We start from the raw sequence: 15,584 nt of genomic DNA, 5'->3' as shown, positions 1-15,584 counted from the left end.
GTGCACGACGAGAGGGATGTGGGGGATCCGATGCGGCTGAGGCCAGGGGGAGGACAGGCGGTCCGGGTGCTGCGGCGGACCGCCGTCCGGTGGCGGCCGCGCCTGCCGCGGACCCGGCGCGGCAGGCGCACGGCCGTGCAGGGGGTGATGGTTGCCTGTGTGCTGGCGCTGGCCCCGGCCACGTGGATGCACACGGTCGCCGACGCCCGGGTCAGGACGGCGGCGGACGTGCCCGCGCAGCAGGTCGCCGTGGTGTTCGGCGCGGGGCTGTGGGACGGCAGACCGTCCCCGTATCTCGCGAACCGGCTGCGGACCGCGGCCGAGCTCTACCGGGACCGGAAGGTGAAGGTCGTGCTGGTGACCGGCGACAACAGCCGCGCCGAGTACGACGAGCCTGACGCGATGCGCACCTACCTGGTCGCGCACGGGGTGCCGGACAACAGGATCGTCAGCGACTTCGCCGGCTTCGACACCTGGGACTCGTGCGTGCGGGCCAGGAAGATCTTCGGGGTCGAGCGGGCCGTGCTGGTGAGCCAGGGCTTCCACATCCGGCGGGCGATCGCGCTGTGCCGGGCGGCCGGGATCGATGCGTACGGCGTAGGTGTCGAGGCCGTACACGATGTGACCTGGTACTACGGCGGCACCCGGGAGGTGTTCGCGGCGGGGAAGGCGGCTCTGGACGCCCTCTTCCAGCCGGATCCGCACTTCCTGGGGCCGGCGGAGCCGGGCGTGGCCACGGCTCTCGCGGCGGACGACCGGTGACGGCAGCGCACCTCACCGCCGCCTGCCGGGCGGGCTGAGGTGCGCGTACCGGCGGTGTAACCGGGAGCGGGCACCCGTGTAACACCCGGCTCGCAGTCTGGGGTCATGACCAGCACCGCGACTGCCGCCACCGCGACCCACTGCCCGTACTGCGCACTGCAGTGCGGCATGAACCTGCGACCGGCCGCCGGCGACGCGGTCGTCGAGGTGGAGGAACGCACCGCCTTCCCCGTGAACCGGGGCGCCCTGTGCGGCAAGGGCCGGTCGGCGCCCGCCGTCCTCTCCTCCGCGGTGCGGCTGACCGGGCCGCTCGTACGCGATGCGGCGAGCGGGCAACTGGAGCCGGCCGGCTGGGACGAGGCGCTGGCCCGGATCGCCGAAGGGCTGCGGGGGACGCGCGCGGAGCACGGGGCCGACGCGGTCGGGGTGTTCGGCGGTGGCGGGCTGACCAACGAGAAGGCGTACGCCCTCGGAAAGTTCGCCCGGGTGGTGCTCGGCACCTCCCAGATCGACTACAACGGGCGGTTCTGCATGTCGTCGGCGGCCGCCGCGCACCAGCGGGCCTTCGGTCTCGACCGCGGGCTGCCGTTCCCGCTGGAGGACATCCCGCGCACCGGGTGCGTGATCCTCGTGGGGTCGAACCTCGCGGAGACGATGCCGCCCGCGCTGCGCTATCTGACCGAGCTGCGTGAGAACGGCGGCCGGCTGATCGTCATCGATCCGCGCCGCACCAGGACCGCCGAGCAGGCGGACCTCCACCTGGCCCCCCGGCCCGGCACCGACCTGGCGCTCGCGCTCGGCATGCTTCACCTGGTCGTGTCGCAGGGACGGGTGGACGAGGAGTTCGTACGGGAGCGCACCACCGGCTGGGACGAGGCGCGGGCCGGGGTGATGGCCCACTGGCCGGAGCTGGTGGAGCGGCTGACCGGGGTTCCGGTGCCGCAGCTGCGGGCGGCCGTCGAGATGTTCTGCGACGCGGAGAGCGGCATGGTGCTGACCGCGCGGGGCCCCGAGCAGCAGGCGAAGGGCACGGACACGGTGGGTGCGTGGATCAACTTCGCGCTGGCCACCGGGCGGGCGGGGCGCCCCCTGTCCGGCTACGGCTGTCTGACCGGGCAGGGCAACGGCCAGGGTGGTCGTGAACACGGCCAGAAGGCCGACCAGTTGCCCGGATACCGCAAGCTCATCGACCCGGCGGCGCGCCGCCATGTCGCGGAGGTGTGGGGGGTCGATCCGGACACACTGCCGGGGCCGGGGCGCAGCGCCTACGAGCTGCTGGACGCGCTGGGCACCGAGGTGCGGGCGCTGCTGGTGATGGGGTCGAACCCGGTGGTGTCCGCGCCCCACGCGGGGCACGTCGAGCAGCGGCTGAGGTCGCTGGACTTCCTGGCGGTCGCCGATGTGGTGCTGTCGGAGACGGCCGCGCTGGCCGATGTGGTGCTGCCGGTGACGCAGTGGGCCGAGGAGACGGGGACGACCACCAATCTGGAGGGCAGGGTGCTGCTGCGCCGGCGCGCGGTCACCGCGCCGGAGGGCGTGCGCAGCGACCTGGACGTGCTGCACGGGCTGGCCGGCCTCCTGGGGCACGGGAAGGGGTTCCCTGCCGACCCGGAGGAGGTGTTCGACGAGTTGCGCCGGGCGTCGGCGGGCGGCCCGGCGGACTACGCGGGCATCACGTACGAGCGGATCGCCGCCGAGGACGGGGTCTTCTGGCCGTGCCCGGACACGGAACACGCCGGTACGCCGCGGTTGTTCCTCGACCGGTTCTCGACGGACGACGGGCGCGCCCGGTTCGTACCCGTCACGCACCGGCCGTCCGCCGAGGAGACGGACGCGGAGTATCCGGTGGTGCTGACCACGGGCCGGGTCGTCGCCCAGTACCAGTCGGGGGCGCAGACCCGCCGGGTGGCGGAGCTGAACGCGGCCGCCCCGGGGCCCTTCGTGGAGCTGCATCCCCGGCTCGCCGAGCGGATCGGGGTGGCGGAGGGCGCTCCGGTGGCGGTCACCTCGCGGCGCGGGCGGGCGGTGGCGCCGGCCCGGATCACCGTGGCGATCCGGGAGGACACCGTGTTCATGCCGTTCCACTGGGCGGGTGAGGGCCGGGCCAACACGCTGACCAACCCGGCCCTGGACCCGGTGTCGAAGATGCCGGAGTTCAAGGTGTGCGCGGTGCGGGTGGAGGCGGGGGGCGCTCCTCAGAGCGAGGTCACCGGCGCGGTCTCCGCCGACACCCAGCCCAGGTAGCGGGCGCTGCCCCGGAGCACCGGCAGGGCGATGATCTCCGGGGTCTCGTAGTCGTGCGCCTCCTGGAGGTACGCCTCCAGCTCGTCGTACCGCTCGGCCGTCGTCTTGAAGGTCAGCTGCCACTCCTCGGTGGTCTCGATGGCGTTCTGCCACCGGTAGACCGAGGTGAGGGGCGCGGAGATCTGGACGCAGGCGGCGAGTCGTGCCTCCACCGCGCCCTGCGCCAGGAGCTGGGCCTTCTCCTCGCTGTCCGTCGTGGTCAGCACGGACAGCCATGCGGGCGGTGTCACCTTGGGTCTCCTCGGGTCGGCGGGTCCTCCTCCGGATTGTCGGTCAGGCGGCGGTGGTACGCAGTCAGCCCCCGTACGGGTGCGCCGCCCTGGCCTCCCTCAGCGCCCGCCCCCACCAGAGCAGTTGGTCCAGCAGCGTCTTCGCCGCGGCGTCGGGGCCGACCGGGTCGCGGTGCCTGCCCTCGTCGTCGAAGAGGGCGCCTGCGTTGTGGAACGAGACGGTGTCTCGGATCGAGACGGCATGCAGCTCGGCGAAGACCTGCCGCAGGTGCTCGACCGCGCGCAAGCCGCCGGAGACCCCGCCGTAGGAGACGAACGCGACGGGCTTGGCCTGCCATTCGGCGCGGTGCCAGTCGATGAGGTTCTTGAGCGGGGCCGGGTAGGAGTGGTTGTACTCCGGGGTGATGACGACGAAGGCGTCTGCGGCATCCAGCCGGCCGGAGACCTCGGCCAGCAGGGCCTGGTCCTCGGGTCCGGGGCGGTGGGAGAGGGCGGTCGGGAGATCGAGTGCGGCGACGTCGAGCAGGTCGGTCTCGATGCCGGGATGGCCGTCGGTACGGGAGCGGAACCAGTCGGCGACGACCGGAGCGAACCGGCCCTCGCGGTTGCTGGCGAGGATGACCGCGACCTTCAGGGGGGCGGTGACGGGCAGAGCGGTGGCCGTGGATCCGGCGGTGATGAGGTCCATGTGCAGAGACTCGTACGTCAACCATGGTTGAGGTCAAGCGGCATCGTCCGGCCCGCCCGCGGCGGGTGTCGGCATACGGTGGGCGGCATGACGAATCCCGCAGCCGCAGCGCTCCCCTACGCCGAGTTCGACGGGCATCCGGCCACCGAGGACGACCTGCGCACGGCCGCCTTCTTCGGCTACGGACATTTCACGGCCATGCAGGTCAGGGATGGCCGGGTGCGCGGCCTGGGACTCCATCTGGAGCGGCTGGACTCCGCGAACCGGGAGCTGTTCGGACTCCCCCTGGCCGGCGGTGCGGTGCGGGAGCTGATCCGGCACGCGCTGCGGAGCGCGGGGGCGGCGGACGCCTCGGTGCGGGTGCACGGACTGCGGCCGCCGGGCGCCGCCGCGACGACCGTCATGGTCACGGTGCGCGGACCGGCCCGGATGGCCCCGGGGCCGGTGCAGCTGAAGTCCGTCCCGTACGCGCGCACCGCGCCGCACCTCAAGCGCGCCGGCGACTTCGGCCAGACCTACTACGGCGAGCTCGCCCGCCGGGACGGCTTCGACGATGCTCTGCTGACCCTGCCGGACGGCGCGGTGACCGAGGGCGCGATCACCAACATCGGCTTCTGGGACGGCACTTCCGTCATCTGGCCACAGGCGCCCGCACTGCTGGGCATCACCATGGCGCTGCTGGAACAGGAGTTGCCGGGCGCGGGCGTGCCGTCGCTGCGCCGGCCGGTGGGCCTGGCAGGGCTGGGGGCCTACCGGTCGGCGTTCGTCACCAACTCACAGGGCATGGCACCGGTCGCCCGGATCGACGACACGGTGTTCACGGTGGACGAGGAGCTGATGAAAGGGCTGGCGGCAGCGTACGAGGCCGCGCCCCGGGAGACCGTCTGACGACGCGCACCGCAGGCGGCCCGGCCGCGACGACGAACCACCGACCCGTACAGCACCCGACCGAAGGGCCTCCGTCCCGCATGCAGATCCACATCGAGGGCTCCCATCTGCCCGGCCGCGACTGCGGGCCCGGTGGCGACTTCGCCGGCCGCGAGAACATCCACGTGGGCGTCCAGCGCAAGGACCGGCCCGACGAGCTCCTCGGGCTGCACCCCGGCGACGCCCCCGCCGCCCACTGGACCCTGGACTGCGCCGCCGCCGCCGGCCCGGACGGCATCGAGGTGAGCGGACCGTACGTGCAGAACCGGCTCGGCGGACGGTTCGTCTACCTGTCATGGGGCACGGTCGACGCGGACGGGCTGTTCTCCATGTTCCGGCGGGCCAAGCTGATGTTCGCCGACATCGACGCGGAGGTCCTCGAAGCGGCCGTCCGCTCCGGGCACCTCACCGCACGGCTGCCCCTCTCCGACGCCAAGGGACAGCCGCTCTGCGCGAGGGTCCGGCCACCGGTGATCACGTGGTCTGCCGCCGCGCCGGCCTGAGGGACACTCCCGGCCCAGGAAACCGCCCTCATCGAGCCCAGGGGGGGTGGGCTCGGTGAGGGCGGTGGCCGGGGGCGGCTGTGCACACCGTCCCGTGGGGGGTGAGCATCGTCTGCCCGCTCACGCGCGGGTCATGCATGTGACGTACGCCACTTCCATCTCGGGGGCATCACCCGATCGGCACCGGGCACCGAAGAACGGGGCACCCGCTCCACCACCACCGCTGTGACCTGCGCGTATGAGCGGTGGCAAGCAGGCGGCGCCGGTCCGATCGGGTGAATGCTGACTCGGTGTCAGCATGCATGGGTGGCGGGACGGCCGTTAGCTCGGAACCAGGACACACCAGCCCGGCGCCATCCCCGCTCGGAGGAACCCCATGCGCAGTCCTGCTCGCCTCGTGACCGGCACCGCCGCCGCGGCCCTCGCCGCTGCCGCGCTCGGCCTCTGCGCCGCCGCCCCGTCCGCGTACGGGGATGAGCTCGGGCCACTGGAGATCACTCCCGCGAGTGCCGCCCCGGGCACCACGGTGACCGTGAACACCAATGCCTGCGGCAGCGACACCGGTGCCACCGGTGACGCGAGCTCCCTGGACGCTTCCGAGTTCGCGCTGGCACCGGCCACCCTCGAGGAGGTCCTGGCCGGTTCGTTCCAGGTGCCGGGCAACATCGAGCCGGGGCCGTACAGCATCGACGTGGCCTGCGAGAACGGCAAGCGGGCCACCGGTGAGGTCGAGGTGAAGGCGGCCGGCACCGCGGCCAAGGACAGCGCCGCCGGTGCCTCCGAGGAGGACTCCCCCGCCGGTGCCGGTCTGCCCACGGACCTCTACGACTCCGAGGAGTACGACACCACGGGGCTCGACGAGGCCGAGGCCTCCGGTGCGGCCCTCGTGCCGGACGCCCCCGTGCTTCCCGGTCGCGGGACGCCCACCGCACGCCCGACCCCCTCCGGCCACGAGAGCTCCGCCGGGCACGACAGCTCGTCCGGTGGTCACGAGACCCCCTCCGGCCATCGCACCTCGGCCGCGCCCACCGCCCCCACGGGGCATGTGAAGACCGGTGTCGGCGGCAGCGTCGGACCGGACACCACCCAGATCGCGGCGGGAGCCGGCGTACTCGCCGCGACCGCCGTAGGCGGAGCCTGGCTCCTGCGTCGCCGGGCGAGCGGCACGCAGGACGGCAGCTGACGGAGACTTCCACCTCTCCGTACCGCCCGGTGTCCGTCCCGGTGGCCTCGCGCCACCGGGACGGGACCGTATCCACCCTCTCGTCACCCGGAGGACGACGGTGTCCCAGAAGGCCAAGGGCTGGCTGCTCGTCGTCGCGGCGCTGACCGGTCTCTGGCTGGTCCGGAACGGCGCCGACGCCCAGCTGACCCCACCGGCCCCGGCCTCCGCCGACGCCTTCGCCGCCGGTCCCGGACTGCTGCCCGGGTCACCGGTCGCCGAGCCGCTGCGGCCTTCCGCACCCGTGCGCCTCACCATCCCCGGCATCCGGGTCGACGCGCCGATGATGCGGCTCGGCCTCGGACCGGACGGCAGCCTCGACGTACCGCCGGCCGGGAACACCGACATCGTCGGCTGGTACAAGGACGGTCCCCCGCCCGGCGCCAGGGGCACCGCGATCGTCGCCGGTCACGTCGACAACGCCCAGGGCCCGTCCGTCTTCTACGACCTGGGGTCGATGAAGAAGGGAACCACCGTGGAGGTCCTCCGCCAGGACGGCCGCACCGCCGTGTTCTCGGTCGACGCCATCGAGGTGTACGACAACGAGGACTTCCCCGACCGCCGGGTGTACGGGGCCTCGGAGCACGCCTCGCTGCGCCTGATCACGTGCGGCGGCGGGTTCTCCGAGTCGACCGGCTACGAGGGGAACGTGGTCGCGTACGCCCACCTCACCGGAGTGCGCTGACGCCTCGCCCGATCCGGCCGTCAGGCCTGCCACTGGTCGAAGGCGAGTTTCGCGACCAGCGAGAAGACCACCACCAGCAGTACCCCGCGGACGAACTCGCTGCCCTTGCGCAGCGCCGTCCGAGCCCCGAACAGTCCGCCCGCCAGGTTGAACACCGCCATCAGCGCGGCCAGCTGCCACATCACGTTGCCCTGGTACGCGAACATCGCCAGGGCCCCGCCGTTGGTGCAGACGTTGACGATCTTGGCGGTGGCGGAGGCCGTCACCAGGTCGAGGTGGAGCACCGCCGTGAGCGCCAGCACGAGGAAGGTGCCGGTACCCGGTCCGAAGAGCCCGTCGTACAGGCCGATGCCGCCGCCCACCAGGACGATCGCGGTGACGGTGCGGGCGCGGGTGACCCGGGGCGGCGCGCCCTCCTCGGCGGACCGGCCGAACTGGGGCCGCAGCATCACGAACGCGGCGACGGCCAGCAGCACCACCATGATCACCGGACGCAGCACGTCACTGCTGATCCCGGCGGCGAAGAAGGCCCCCGTCATCGAGCCGGCGAGCGCCGCCAGCCCGATCCGCAGCGCCGTCCCGACGTTCACCGGCGCCCTGCGCGCATAGGTCACGGCGGCGCCCGACGTGCCGACGATCGCGACCGCCTTGTTCGTGCCGAGGATCTGGGCGGCCGGGACGTGCGGCAGTCCGAGCAGCAGCGCGGGCAGCAGGAGCAGCCCGCCGCCCCCGACCACCGCGTCGATCCAGCCGGCCGCGGCCGCCGCGAGGCACAGCACGACGAGGGTGGTCAGGGTTATGTCAGGCATGATCGCGACCCTAAGGAGAAGGTAGGTGCCCCGTCCAACCGTCCCGGGAATCTTGAGCCACTTCTGAGCTCCAGGGCCTCGTCTCCCCTCACAGAGACGTTCCGAGGGCGCTGAGCGCAAGGTTCCTCCCGGGAAACAGTGGGGATCCGGACGGGTAACACCCTCAGGTCACGCTTCCTGTCATGAGGACACGGACGGAGAACACGGCGCGGGTGGTGGTGATCGGCGCCGGGATGGCGGGCGCACGCCTGGCCGCCCGGGTGCCCGATGTCACCGTCATCGGCGAGGAGTCGCACGCCCCCTACAACCGGGTACTGCTGGCCGAGGTGCTGGCCGGGCGGTATCCGGCGGATGTGATCGCGCTCCCCCCGGCCGAGGTCAGGCGCGGGGTGCGGGTGGTGCGGATCGACCGGGACGACCGGCTGGTGCACTGCGACGACGGAAGCGTCGTGCGCTACGGACGGCTGGTGCTGGCGACCGGCTCCAACCCGGTGCTCCCGCCGCTGCGCGGACTCGGGAACACGATGCCGGACGGGGTGCACGCCTTTCGCACCCTCGACGACTGCATGGCACTGCGGGCCTCGGTGCGGCCGGGGGTCGACGCGGTCGTCATCGGCGGCGGGCTCCTGGGTGTGTCGGCGGCCCGCGCACTGGCCGAGTGCGGCGCCCAGGTGGTGCTGGCCCACCAGGGCGAGCACCTCATGGAGCGGCAGCTGGACACGGAGTCGGCCGGGCTGCTGCGGAGTCATCTGGAGTCCCTCGGCGTCGAGGTGCACACCGAGTGCCGGGTCCGCGGGCTGCGCTGCTCCGACGGTGCGGTCCGGGCCGTGGAGCTCGCAGACGGCTACGAACTGGCGGCCGAGATCACCGTGCTGGCCTGCGGGGTGCGCCCCCGGACGGTCCTCGCACAGGCGGCCGGCCTGGAGGTCCGCAAGGGCATCGTCGTCGACGACGAGCTGCGCACCTCCGATCCGTACATCCACGCCGTCGGCGACTGCGCCGAGCACCGCTCCACCGTGTACGGGCTCGCGGGCCCGGCGCTGGAGCAGGCCGACGTGCTCGCCGAGGTGCTGGCCGGGCGGCCCGCCCGCTACGACGGCACCCGGGCGCTCACCCGGCTGACGCTGAACGGCCCGGACGCGCCCGGTGCGGGATCGCTCGATCTCGCCGCCTTCGGCGACTCCCGGCCGCTGCCCGGCGACGACGTGATCCGGCTGGCCGATGCCACCCGGGGCGCCTACCGCACGGTCGTCGTCCGCGGCGACCGGCTGGCGGGCGGTGTGCTGCTCGGTGATCTCGCCGCGGTCGGCACCCTGGCCCGCACCTGGCAGGACGACGCACCGCTCCCCGCCGAAACGTCCCTGCTCCACCTGCTCACCAACGACGGAGGCTTCTGAGATGCCGGTGTCCACTATCCCGACCGCCCACACCTCCACCGCAGCAGCCGTGCCGACCATCGTGGTCGTCGGACACGGAATGGTCGGTCAGCGGTTCCTGGAGGCCCTCGCCGACCGCGGGCTGACGGCCACCGCGGGCACCGCCCGGGTGATCGTCCTCTGCGAGGAGCCCCGCGCCGCCTACGACCGGGTGCAGCTGACCTCGTACTTCTCGGGGAAGACCCCCGAGGACCTGTCGCTGGTCGAGCAGGGCTTCATGGAGCGGCACGGCTTCGAGCTGCGGATCGGTGACCCCGCCGAGTCCCTGGACCGTGAGGCCCGCACGGTCACCGCACGCTCCGGCGAGACCTTCACGTACGACACCCTGGTGCTGGCCACCGGCTCCTACCCGTTCGTCCCGCCCGTCCCCGGCAAGGACAGCGAGGGCTGCTTCGTCTACCGCACGATCGAGGACCTGCTCGCGATCGAGGAGTACGCGAAGACCGCGACGACCGGGGCGGTCGTCGGCGGCGGACTGCTCGGCCTGGAGGCCGCGGGCGCGCTGAAGGGGCTCGGCCTCGACACGCACGTGGTGGAGTTCGCGCCCCGTCTGATGCCCGTCCAGGTCGACGACGGCGGCGGCGCTGCGCTGCTGCGCACCATCGAGAACATGGGCCTGACCGTCCACACGGGCGTCGGCACCCAGGAGGTCACCGCGGGCGAGGACGGCTCGGTCAACGGGATGTCGCTCTCCGACGGCTCCTCCCTCGCCACGGACCTGGTGGTCTTCTCGGCCGGTGTCAGGCCCCGCGACCAGCTGGCCCGGGACTGCGGACTGGCGGTCGGCCAGCGCGGCGGCATCATCGTCGACGACGAGTGCCGCACCTCCGACCCGGCGGTCTTCGCGATCGGCGAGTGCGCGCTCGCCTCCGACGGCCGGGTGTACGGCCTGGTGGCGCCCGGCTACGAGATGGCGCAGACGGCCGCCGAAGTGATCGCGGGAAACGAGGCGGCGTTCACCGGCGCCGACCTGTCGACCAAGCTGAAGCTGCTCGGCGTGGACGTGGCGTCCTTCGGTGACGCCCACGGCACCTCCGAGGGCTGCCTGGACGTGGTGTACGCGGACTCGCGCTCCGGCGTCTACAAGAAGCTGGTGATCGGCCAGGACGGCACCCTGCTCGGCGGGGTGCTCGTCGGGGACGCCGACCAGTACGGGACGCTGCGCCCGATGACGGGCACGGTGCTGCCGGTCGCCCCCGAGCAGCTGGTGCTGCCGGCCGGCGCGGGGGCCCCGGTCACCCTCGGCCCCTCCTCACTGCCCGACGAGGCCGTGATCTGCTCCTGCCACAACGTCACCAAGGGCGCGATCTGCGAGCACACCACGCTGCCCGAGGTGAAGAAGTGCACCAAGGCGGGTACGGGCTGCGGCAGTTGCGTCAAGGTCATCGGCCAGCTGCTCCCGCAGAGCCAGGACAAGGGCCTGTGCGGCTGCTTCTCGTACACCCGCAGCGAGCTGTACGAGATCGTCCGCACCCTGGGGATCACCTCCTACGCCGAGCTGCTCGACTCGCACGGCCGTGAGGCGGCGCGCGGCGGCGAGGGCTGCGAGGTCTGCAAGCCGACGATCGGCTCGGTCATCGCCTCCCTGGCACCCACGGTGGGCGCGAGCGGCTATGTGCTGGACGGCGAGCAGGCGGCCCTTCAGGACACCAACGACCACTTCCTGGCCAACCTGCAGCGCAACGGTTCGTACTCGATCGTGCCGCGCATCCCCGGCGGCGAGATCACCCCGGAGAAGCTGATCGTGATCGGCGAGGTGGCCCGGGACTTCGGCCTCTACACCAAGATCACCGGTGGTCAGCGGATCGACCTCTTCGGCGCCCGCGTCGACCAGCTGCCGCTGATCTGGACCCGGCTCGTCGACGCGGGCTTCGAGTCGGGGCACGCGTACGGCAAGTCGCTGCGGACGGTCAAGTCCTGTGTGGGGCAGACCTGGTGCCGCTACGGCGTGCAGGACTCGGTGAAGATGGCGATCGATCTTGAACTGCGCTACCGGGGCCTGCGCTCCCCGCACAAACTGAAGTCGGCGGTCTCCGGCTGTGCCCGCGAATGCGCCGAGGCCCGGGGCAAGGACTTCGGGATCATCGCCACGGCCGGCGGCTGGAACCTGTACGTGGGCGGCAACGGCGGTGCCACCCCGCGCCACGCGGACCTGCTGGCCCAGGACCTGTCGGATGCCGAACTGGTGCGCCTCATCGACCGGTTCCTGATGTTCTACATCCGCACGGCGGACCGGCTGGAGCGCACCTCGACCTGGCTGGACCGGATCGAGGGCAGCCTGGAGCACGTACGGGACGTCGTCGTCCACGACTCGCTGGGGCTCTGCGACGAGCTGGAGCGGCTGATGGCCGACCACGTCCGCGGCTACCGCGACGAGTGGGCCGAGACCATCAACGACCCGGAGCGGCTGCGTCGCTTCGTCACCTTCGTCAACGCACCCGACGCACCCGACCCGTCGGTGAAGTTCGTCCCGGAACGCGACCAGGTCAAGCCCGACCTGGACATCCTCGCGGGCCCGGTTCTCGCCATCCGTACTCTTGAAGGGACCGCCTCCTGATGACGACCCAGACGATGGAGACCGCGCAGGACACCCAGGTCATCCGGCTCGCCGCCGGGGACGACTGGCTCACGGTCTGCGACCGCTCGCTGCTGACGCCGGGCCGTGGCGTCGCAGCCCTCCTCCCGGACGGCCGGCAGGTCGCACTGTTCGTGGACCGGGCGGGGCGTACGTACGCCATCGACAACCGCGACCCGTTCACCGGGGCGTACGTCCTGTCGCGCGGGCTGGTCGGTTCGGACGGCGGGCAGCCGTTCGTCGCCTCCCCGCTCCTCAAGCAGCGCTTCGACCTGGCGACGGGCGCGTGCCTGGACGACGACGAGGTGTCCGTACCGGTCTTCGAGGTCCGCGCGGACTGATCGCGGCCCGTTCACCGGCCGTTGACGCTCCGTCAACTGCGCACCCCTAGTGTCCTGACGTTCGACCCGCCGGGCCGACCGGACCGGCGGGCCCTCACGTCACCCGTGGAGTGATCGTGGAACGTCGGACCTTCTTGCGCACAGCGGTGATCGGCGGCTCGGCGGCGGCCTTCGGCGGCACCCTGTGGCGGGGTGCCGCCTTCGCCGGCCCCGCCCAGCCGGCCACCGGCCCGTACGGCGCGCTGCAGGCGGCCAACGGCAACGGCATCCTGCTGCCGAGCGGCTTCACCAGCAGAATCGTGGCCCGCTCGGGACAGACCGTCCCCGGCACCTCGTACGCCTGGCACAGCGCACCCGACGGGGGCGCCACGTTCGCCGACGGCAGCGGCTGGATCTACGTCTCGAACGCCGAGGTCTCCTCCGGCAGCGGCGGCGGGGCGAGCGCGGTGCGCTTCAACTCCTCCGGAACCGTCACCTCCGCCTACCGGATCCTGTCCGGCACCAACAACAACTGCGCCGGCGGCCGCACCCCGTGGAACACCTGGCTGTCCTGCGAGGAGGTCAGTCGCGGGTTCGTCTACGAGACGGACCCCTGGGGCGTGAACGCGGCCGTGCAGCGCCCCGCGCTGGGCCGCTTCAAGCACGAGGCTGCGGCGGCCGACCCGGACCACGGGTACGTCTACCTCACCGAGGACGAGACGGACGGCCGCTTCTACCGCTTCCGCCCCACCACCTGGGGCAGCCTGTCCTCCGGCACCCTGCAGGTCCTGGTGGCCGGCACGGGCACCTCCGGCCCGGTGACCTGGGCGACGGTCCCCGACCCGGACGGCTCCCCCACGCTGACCCGCTACCAGGTCTCCGGCGCCAAGGTGTTCAACGGCGGCGAGGGCTGCTTCTACGCGGCGGGCACCTGCTGGTTCACCACGAAGGGCGACAACCGGGTGTGGGCGTACGACGCGAACGCGTCCAGCCTCTCGCTCGCCTACGACGACTCGCTGGTCACCGGCGGCGGCGCCCCGCTGACCGGCGTGGACAACGTCACCCGGTCGGTCTCGGGTGACCTGTACGTCGCCGAGGACGGCGGGAACATGGAGATCTGCCTGATCACCCCGGACGACACCGTCGCCCCGTTCCTGCGGATCAGCGGCCAGTCCGGCTCGGAGATCACCGGCCCGGCGTTCTCCCCGGACGGGACCCGGCTCTACTTCTCCTCGCAGCGCGGGACGAGCGGAAGCTCCTCCGGCGGCATCACGTACGAGGTCACGGGGCCGTTCCGCAGCTGAGACGGAGCCCCGGCCGTGCGGCGCCCGCAGTGGCGCCGCGCGGCTGTCTCCCCGCCATCAGCCGGGCTGGCCGCCGGCCTCGACGGCCGCCGGGTCCATCCAGACGACCTCCCAGATGTGGTGGTCCGGGTCCTGGAAGGAGCGGCCGTACATGAAGCCGAGGTCCTGGGTCTCGTTGGCCGGCGATCCACCGGACGCGAGCGCCGTGTCGGCCAGCTCGTCCACCTTCTCGCGGCTGTCGGCGCTCAGCGCCAGGATCACCTCGGTGTGCGTCGAGGCGTCCGCGATCTCCTTCTTGGTGAAGTCCTTGAAGCGCGGCTCCTCGAGGAGCATGGCGAAGATCGTGTCGCTGATGACGAGACAGGCGGTGTGCTCGTCGCTGAACTGGGGGTTGAAGGAGTAGCCCAGCTTGCCGAAGAAGCCCTTGGTCGTCTCCAGGTCCTTGACCGGCAGGTTCACGAAGATCATCTGAGGCATGGCCGTCTCGCTCTCTCGGTGGTGTCCCGGGTGCGTTTCTCGAACGCGTTACGACAGGTAGACGCCGGGTCCGCCGGGAACTCATCGGCGCCGGACGGAAAATCCTTCCCGCGCGGCGCCGGACGGAAAACATCACCTCGCAGCCCGGGGGCCCGGGTGTTCAGGACACGGCCAGCGGAGCGCCGCCCCGCAGCAGCGAGCCGCCCAGCGGGGTGAGCGTGTGCAGGACCGAGCTGCCGTGGCGCAGGGTGCGCACCAGGCCTGCCTCGCGCAGCACACAGGCGTGCTGACTCGCCGAGGCGAGGGAGACCCCGGCCCGGCGGGCCAGCTCGCTGGTCGTGCAGCCGTCCCCGATGACCCTCAGGACCGTCGAGCGGGTGTTCCCGAGCAGTCGGCCGAGCCAGGGGCCCGGTTCGGCGAAGACCGGGGCGGCGGCGTGGGCGACGGGGTAGACGAGCACCGGCGGGAGCAGGGGGTCGCGGTAGACGACCGGGGTGCCGCGACAGAAGAAGGACGGCTGGAGGAGCAGGCCGCGGCCGTCCAGGTGGAGTTCACGGTCGACCGGGTAGTCCGCCTCCAGCACGGGCGCCCGCCAGCGGATCACCGGCGGGAGCGAGGCCAGCAGTTCCTCCGCGCCGCCGTCCAGGAGCGCGCGTCCGCGCACGGCGCGGTCGGCCTCGACGCTGGCCTGGATGTGCGGCCAGTACGGCTCCACGGCGGCCCGGTGGTACGCACGCAGGACCCCGATGAGCCGGCCCAGGGGCTCGGCCCGGCCCTCGCCCAGCGCGTCCAGCGCCACCGGCCGGACCTTCTGCCGGGCCGCGCCGCGGCCGCCGGCCGATCCCTGGGCGCCCAGGAGCTCCAGTTCGGCGTGCAGCCGCTCGGGCGGGGTGTCGCGCAGTGCCTCCATTCCGGTGGTGAAGTCCATCGGTTCGGCGGCGTCCTGAGAAGGCGTCAGGGAGTCCGGGAAATAGCCGCGCGGTGGAACCACGGCGGACAGCAGACGTACTTCACCATTCAACCGCGGTCGCGTCTCGGAGCGCCATTTCCCGAACACCGTGGAAGCCCGCCGGTCTCTCAGCCGGTGAAAGCTGAGAATGGTCTCCCATAATGCGTCCGGCCCGGTGGCCATCCGCACCTTGGAAAGGTCCCACCCGGAGACATGGATACGCAGCACCGAACCCCCACCCCTTGCACCTGCAATTGCCCCGCAACAGAGTATGCGAAGGGTAACTACACGTCACCACGGGGTTTCGGCCAGAGGTGAAACGTCTCGCCCCGACCCACCGTCACCCGAAAGGCTGTACGACGTCGGGTGCGATTCCGAAGCCACCGGAAGAGC

Annotated in this window: 15 protein-coding genes; 10 read left to right on the top strand and 5 right to left on the bottom strand. The window is 72.4% G+C overall.

The window, feature by feature from the left end:
* Nucleotides 1-30 precede the first annotated feature (30 nt).
* Together ABZ434_RS06970 and ABZ434_RS06965 are read left to right on the top strand one after the other, a co-directional pair.
* A complete protein-coding gene (locus ABZ434_RS06970) occupies nucleotides 31-762 on the top strand; it encodes an ElyC/SanA/YdcF family protein (protein ID WP_359132719.1) in 732 nt (243 codons plus the stop codon).
* Nucleotides 763-867: 105 nt separating this feature from the next.
* Complete coding sequence (locus ABZ434_RS06965) at nucleotides 868-3,006, top strand: molybdopterin oxidoreductase family protein (protein ID WP_359132717.1); 2,139 nt, start codon at nucleotides 868-870, stop codon at nucleotides 3,004-3,006.
* On the opposite strand, the gene cutA is transcribed toward ABZ434_RS06965, so the two are convergent.
* Together cutA and ABZ434_RS06955 are read right to left on the bottom strand one after the other, a co-directional pair.
* On the bottom strand, nucleotides 2,958-3,296 hold the full coding sequence (gene cutA / locus ABZ434_RS06960; RefSeq protein WP_359132716.1) for a divalent-cation tolerance protein CutA: 339 nt from the start codon (nucleotides 3,294-3,296) through the stop codon (nucleotides 2,958-2,960). The genes ABZ434_RS06965 and cutA overlap by 49 nt on opposite strands.
* A 64-nt stretch (nucleotides 3,297-3,360) precedes the next feature.
* Nucleotides 3,361-3,984, bottom strand: coding sequence for an NAD(P)H-dependent oxidoreductase (locus ABZ434_RS06955; protein ID WP_359132715.1), 624 nt, complete (start codon nucleotides 3,982-3,984; stop codon nucleotides 3,361-3,363).
* 87 nt (nucleotides 3,985-4,071) lie between these two features.
* Between ABZ434_RS06955 and ABZ434_RS06950 the strand changes: the two genes are divergently transcribed.
* The 4 genes from ABZ434_RS06950 to ABZ434_RS06935 all read left to right on the top strand — a co-directional run bounded on the left by ABZ434_RS06950 (nucleotide 4,072) and on the right by ABZ434_RS06935 (nucleotide 7,321).
* The gene (locus ABZ434_RS06950) at nucleotides 4,072-4,872 is read left to right on the top strand and encodes an aminotransferase class IV family protein (protein WP_359132714.1); all 801 of its coding nucleotides are present in this window, start codon (nucleotides 4,072-4,074) and stop codon (nucleotides 4,870-4,872) included.
* 80 nt (nucleotides 4,873-4,952) lie between these two features.
* Nucleotides 4,953-5,414, top strand: a complete 462-nt coding sequence (locus ABZ434_RS06945) for a DUF5990 family protein (RefSeq protein ID WP_359132713.1) — start codon at nucleotides 4,953-4,955, stop codon at nucleotides 5,412-5,414.
* 376 nt (nucleotides 5,415-5,790) lie between these two features.
* Nucleotides 5,791-6,597, top strand: coding sequence for a hypothetical protein (locus ABZ434_RS06940; RefSeq protein WP_359132913.1), 807 nt, complete (start codon nucleotides 5,791-5,793; stop codon nucleotides 6,595-6,597).
* A 100-nt stretch (nucleotides 6,598-6,697) separates the two neighbouring features.
* Complete coding sequence (locus tag ABZ434_RS06935; protein ID WP_359132712.1) at nucleotides 6,698-7,321, top strand: class F sortase; 624 nt, start codon at nucleotides 6,698-6,700, stop codon at nucleotides 7,319-7,321.
* Between the two features lie 20 nt (nucleotides 7,322-7,341).
* Here the strand turns inward: ABZ434_RS06935 and ABZ434_RS06930 are convergent, their stop codons facing one another.
* Nucleotides 7,342-8,130 carry a TSUP family transporter gene (locus tag ABZ434_RS06930; RefSeq protein WP_359132710.1) on the bottom strand — a complete coding sequence of 263 codons (789 nt, stop codon included), beginning with the start codon at nucleotides 8,128-8,130 and terminating at the stop codon, nucleotides 7,342-7,344.
* A gap of 182 nt (nucleotides 8,131-8,312) precedes the next feature.
* Between ABZ434_RS06930 and ABZ434_RS06925 the strand changes: the two genes are divergently transcribed.
* From ABZ434_RS06925 to ABZ434_RS06910, 4 genes are all read left to right on the top strand, one after another.
* Nucleotides 8,313-9,527: an FAD-dependent oxidoreductase gene (locus tag ABZ434_RS06925; protein WP_359132709.1), complete on the top strand. Its 1,215-nt coding sequence runs from the start codon at nucleotides 8,313-8,315 to the stop codon at nucleotides 9,525-9,527.
* A 1-nt stretch (nucleotide 9,528) separates the two neighbouring features.
* Nucleotides 9,529-12,123 carry a nitrite reductase large subunit NirB gene (gene nirB / locus ABZ434_RS06920; RefSeq protein WP_359132708.1) on the top strand — a complete coding sequence of 865 codons (2,595 nt, stop codon included), beginning with the start codon at nucleotides 9,529-9,531 and terminating at the stop codon, nucleotides 12,121-12,123.
* Nucleotides 12,123-12,482 carry a nitrite reductase small subunit NirD gene (gene nirD / locus ABZ434_RS06915; RefSeq protein ID WP_359132707.1) on the top strand — a complete coding sequence of 120 codons (360 nt, stop codon included), beginning with the start codon at nucleotides 12,123-12,125 and terminating at the stop codon, nucleotides 12,480-12,482. Before nirB ends, nirD begins: the two co-directional genes overlap by 1 nt.
* A gap of 116 nt (nucleotides 12,483-12,598) precedes the next feature.
* A complete protein-coding gene (locus ABZ434_RS06910) occupies nucleotides 12,599-13,765 on the top strand; it encodes an alkaline phosphatase PhoX (RefSeq protein ID WP_359132706.1) in 1,167 nt (388 codons plus the stop codon).
* 57 nt (nucleotides 13,766-13,822) lie between these two features.
* On the opposite strand, the gene ABZ434_RS06905 is transcribed toward ABZ434_RS06910, so the two are convergent.
* Together ABZ434_RS06905 and ABZ434_RS06900 are read right to left on the bottom strand one after the other, a co-directional pair.
* On the bottom strand, nucleotides 13,823-14,242 hold the full coding sequence (locus ABZ434_RS06905; RefSeq protein ID WP_359132705.1) for a VOC family protein: 420 nt from the start codon (nucleotides 14,240-14,242) through the stop codon (nucleotides 13,823-13,825).
* 160 nt (nucleotides 14,243-14,402) lie between these two features.
* Nucleotides 14,403-15,419 carry a helix-turn-helix domain-containing protein gene (locus ABZ434_RS06900; RefSeq protein ID WP_359132703.1) on the bottom strand — a complete coding sequence of 339 codons (1,017 nt, stop codon included), beginning with the start codon at nucleotides 15,417-15,419 and terminating at the stop codon, nucleotides 14,403-14,405.
* Nucleotides 15,420-15,584: the final 165 nt, after the last annotated feature.

This window comes from Streptomyces sp. NPDC005761, from assembly GCF_040630635.1.
In the GTDB taxonomy this organism is placed as follows: Bacteria; Actinomycetota; Actinomycetes; order Streptomycetales; family Streptomycetaceae; genus Streptomyces.
The sequence above is the reverse complement of the archived record's forward strand: the minus strand, read 5'-3'. Positions and strand labels throughout refer to the sequence as shown.

What these genes read in the sequence shown, in the direction of transcription:
- ABZ434_RS06940 (WP_359132913.1), top strand. Translation starts at nt 5,791, where the DNA reads ATGCGCAGTCCTGCTCGCCTCGTGACCGGCACCGCCGCCGCGGCCCTC.
- ABZ434_RS06955 (WP_359132715.1), bottom strand. Translation starts at nt 3,984, where the DNA reads ATGGACCTCATCACCGCCGGATCCACGGCCACCGCTCTGCCCGTCACC.
- ABZ434_RS06965 (WP_359132717.1), top strand. Translation starts at nt 868, where the DNA reads ATGACCAGCACCGCGACTGCCGCCACCGCGACCCACTGCCCGTACTGC.
- ABZ434_RS06970 (WP_359132719.1), top strand. Translation starts at nt 31, where the DNA reads ATGCGGCTGAGGCCAGGGGGAGGACAGGCGGTCCGGGTGCTGCGGCGG.
- ABZ434_RS06950 (WP_359132714.1), top strand. Translation starts at nt 4,072, where the DNA reads ATGACGAATCCCGCAGCCGCAGCGCTCCCCTACGCCGAGTTCGACGGG.
- nirB (WP_359132708.1), top strand. Translation starts at nt 9,529, where the DNA reads ATGCCGGTGTCCACTATCCCGACCGCCCACACCTCCACCGCAGCAGCC.
- ABZ434_RS06905 (WP_359132705.1), bottom strand. Translation starts at nt 14,242, where the DNA reads ATGCCTCAGATGATCTTCGTGAACCTGCCGGTCAAGGACCTGGAGACG.
- ABZ434_RS06925 (WP_359132709.1), top strand. Translation starts at nt 8,313, where the DNA reads ATGAGGACACGGACGGAGAACACGGCGCGGGTGGTGGTGATCGGCGCC.
- ABZ434_RS06930 (WP_359132710.1), bottom strand. Translation starts at nt 8,130, where the DNA reads ATGCCTGACATAACCCTGACCACCCTCGTCGTGCTGTGCCTCGCGGCG.
- ABZ434_RS06945 (WP_359132713.1), top strand. Translation starts at nt 4,953, where the DNA reads ATGCAGATCCACATCGAGGGCTCCCATCTGCCCGGCCGCGACTGCGGG.
- nirD (WP_359132707.1), top strand. Translation starts at nt 12,123, where the DNA reads ATGACGACCCAGACGATGGAGACCGCGCAGGACACCCAGGTCATCCGG.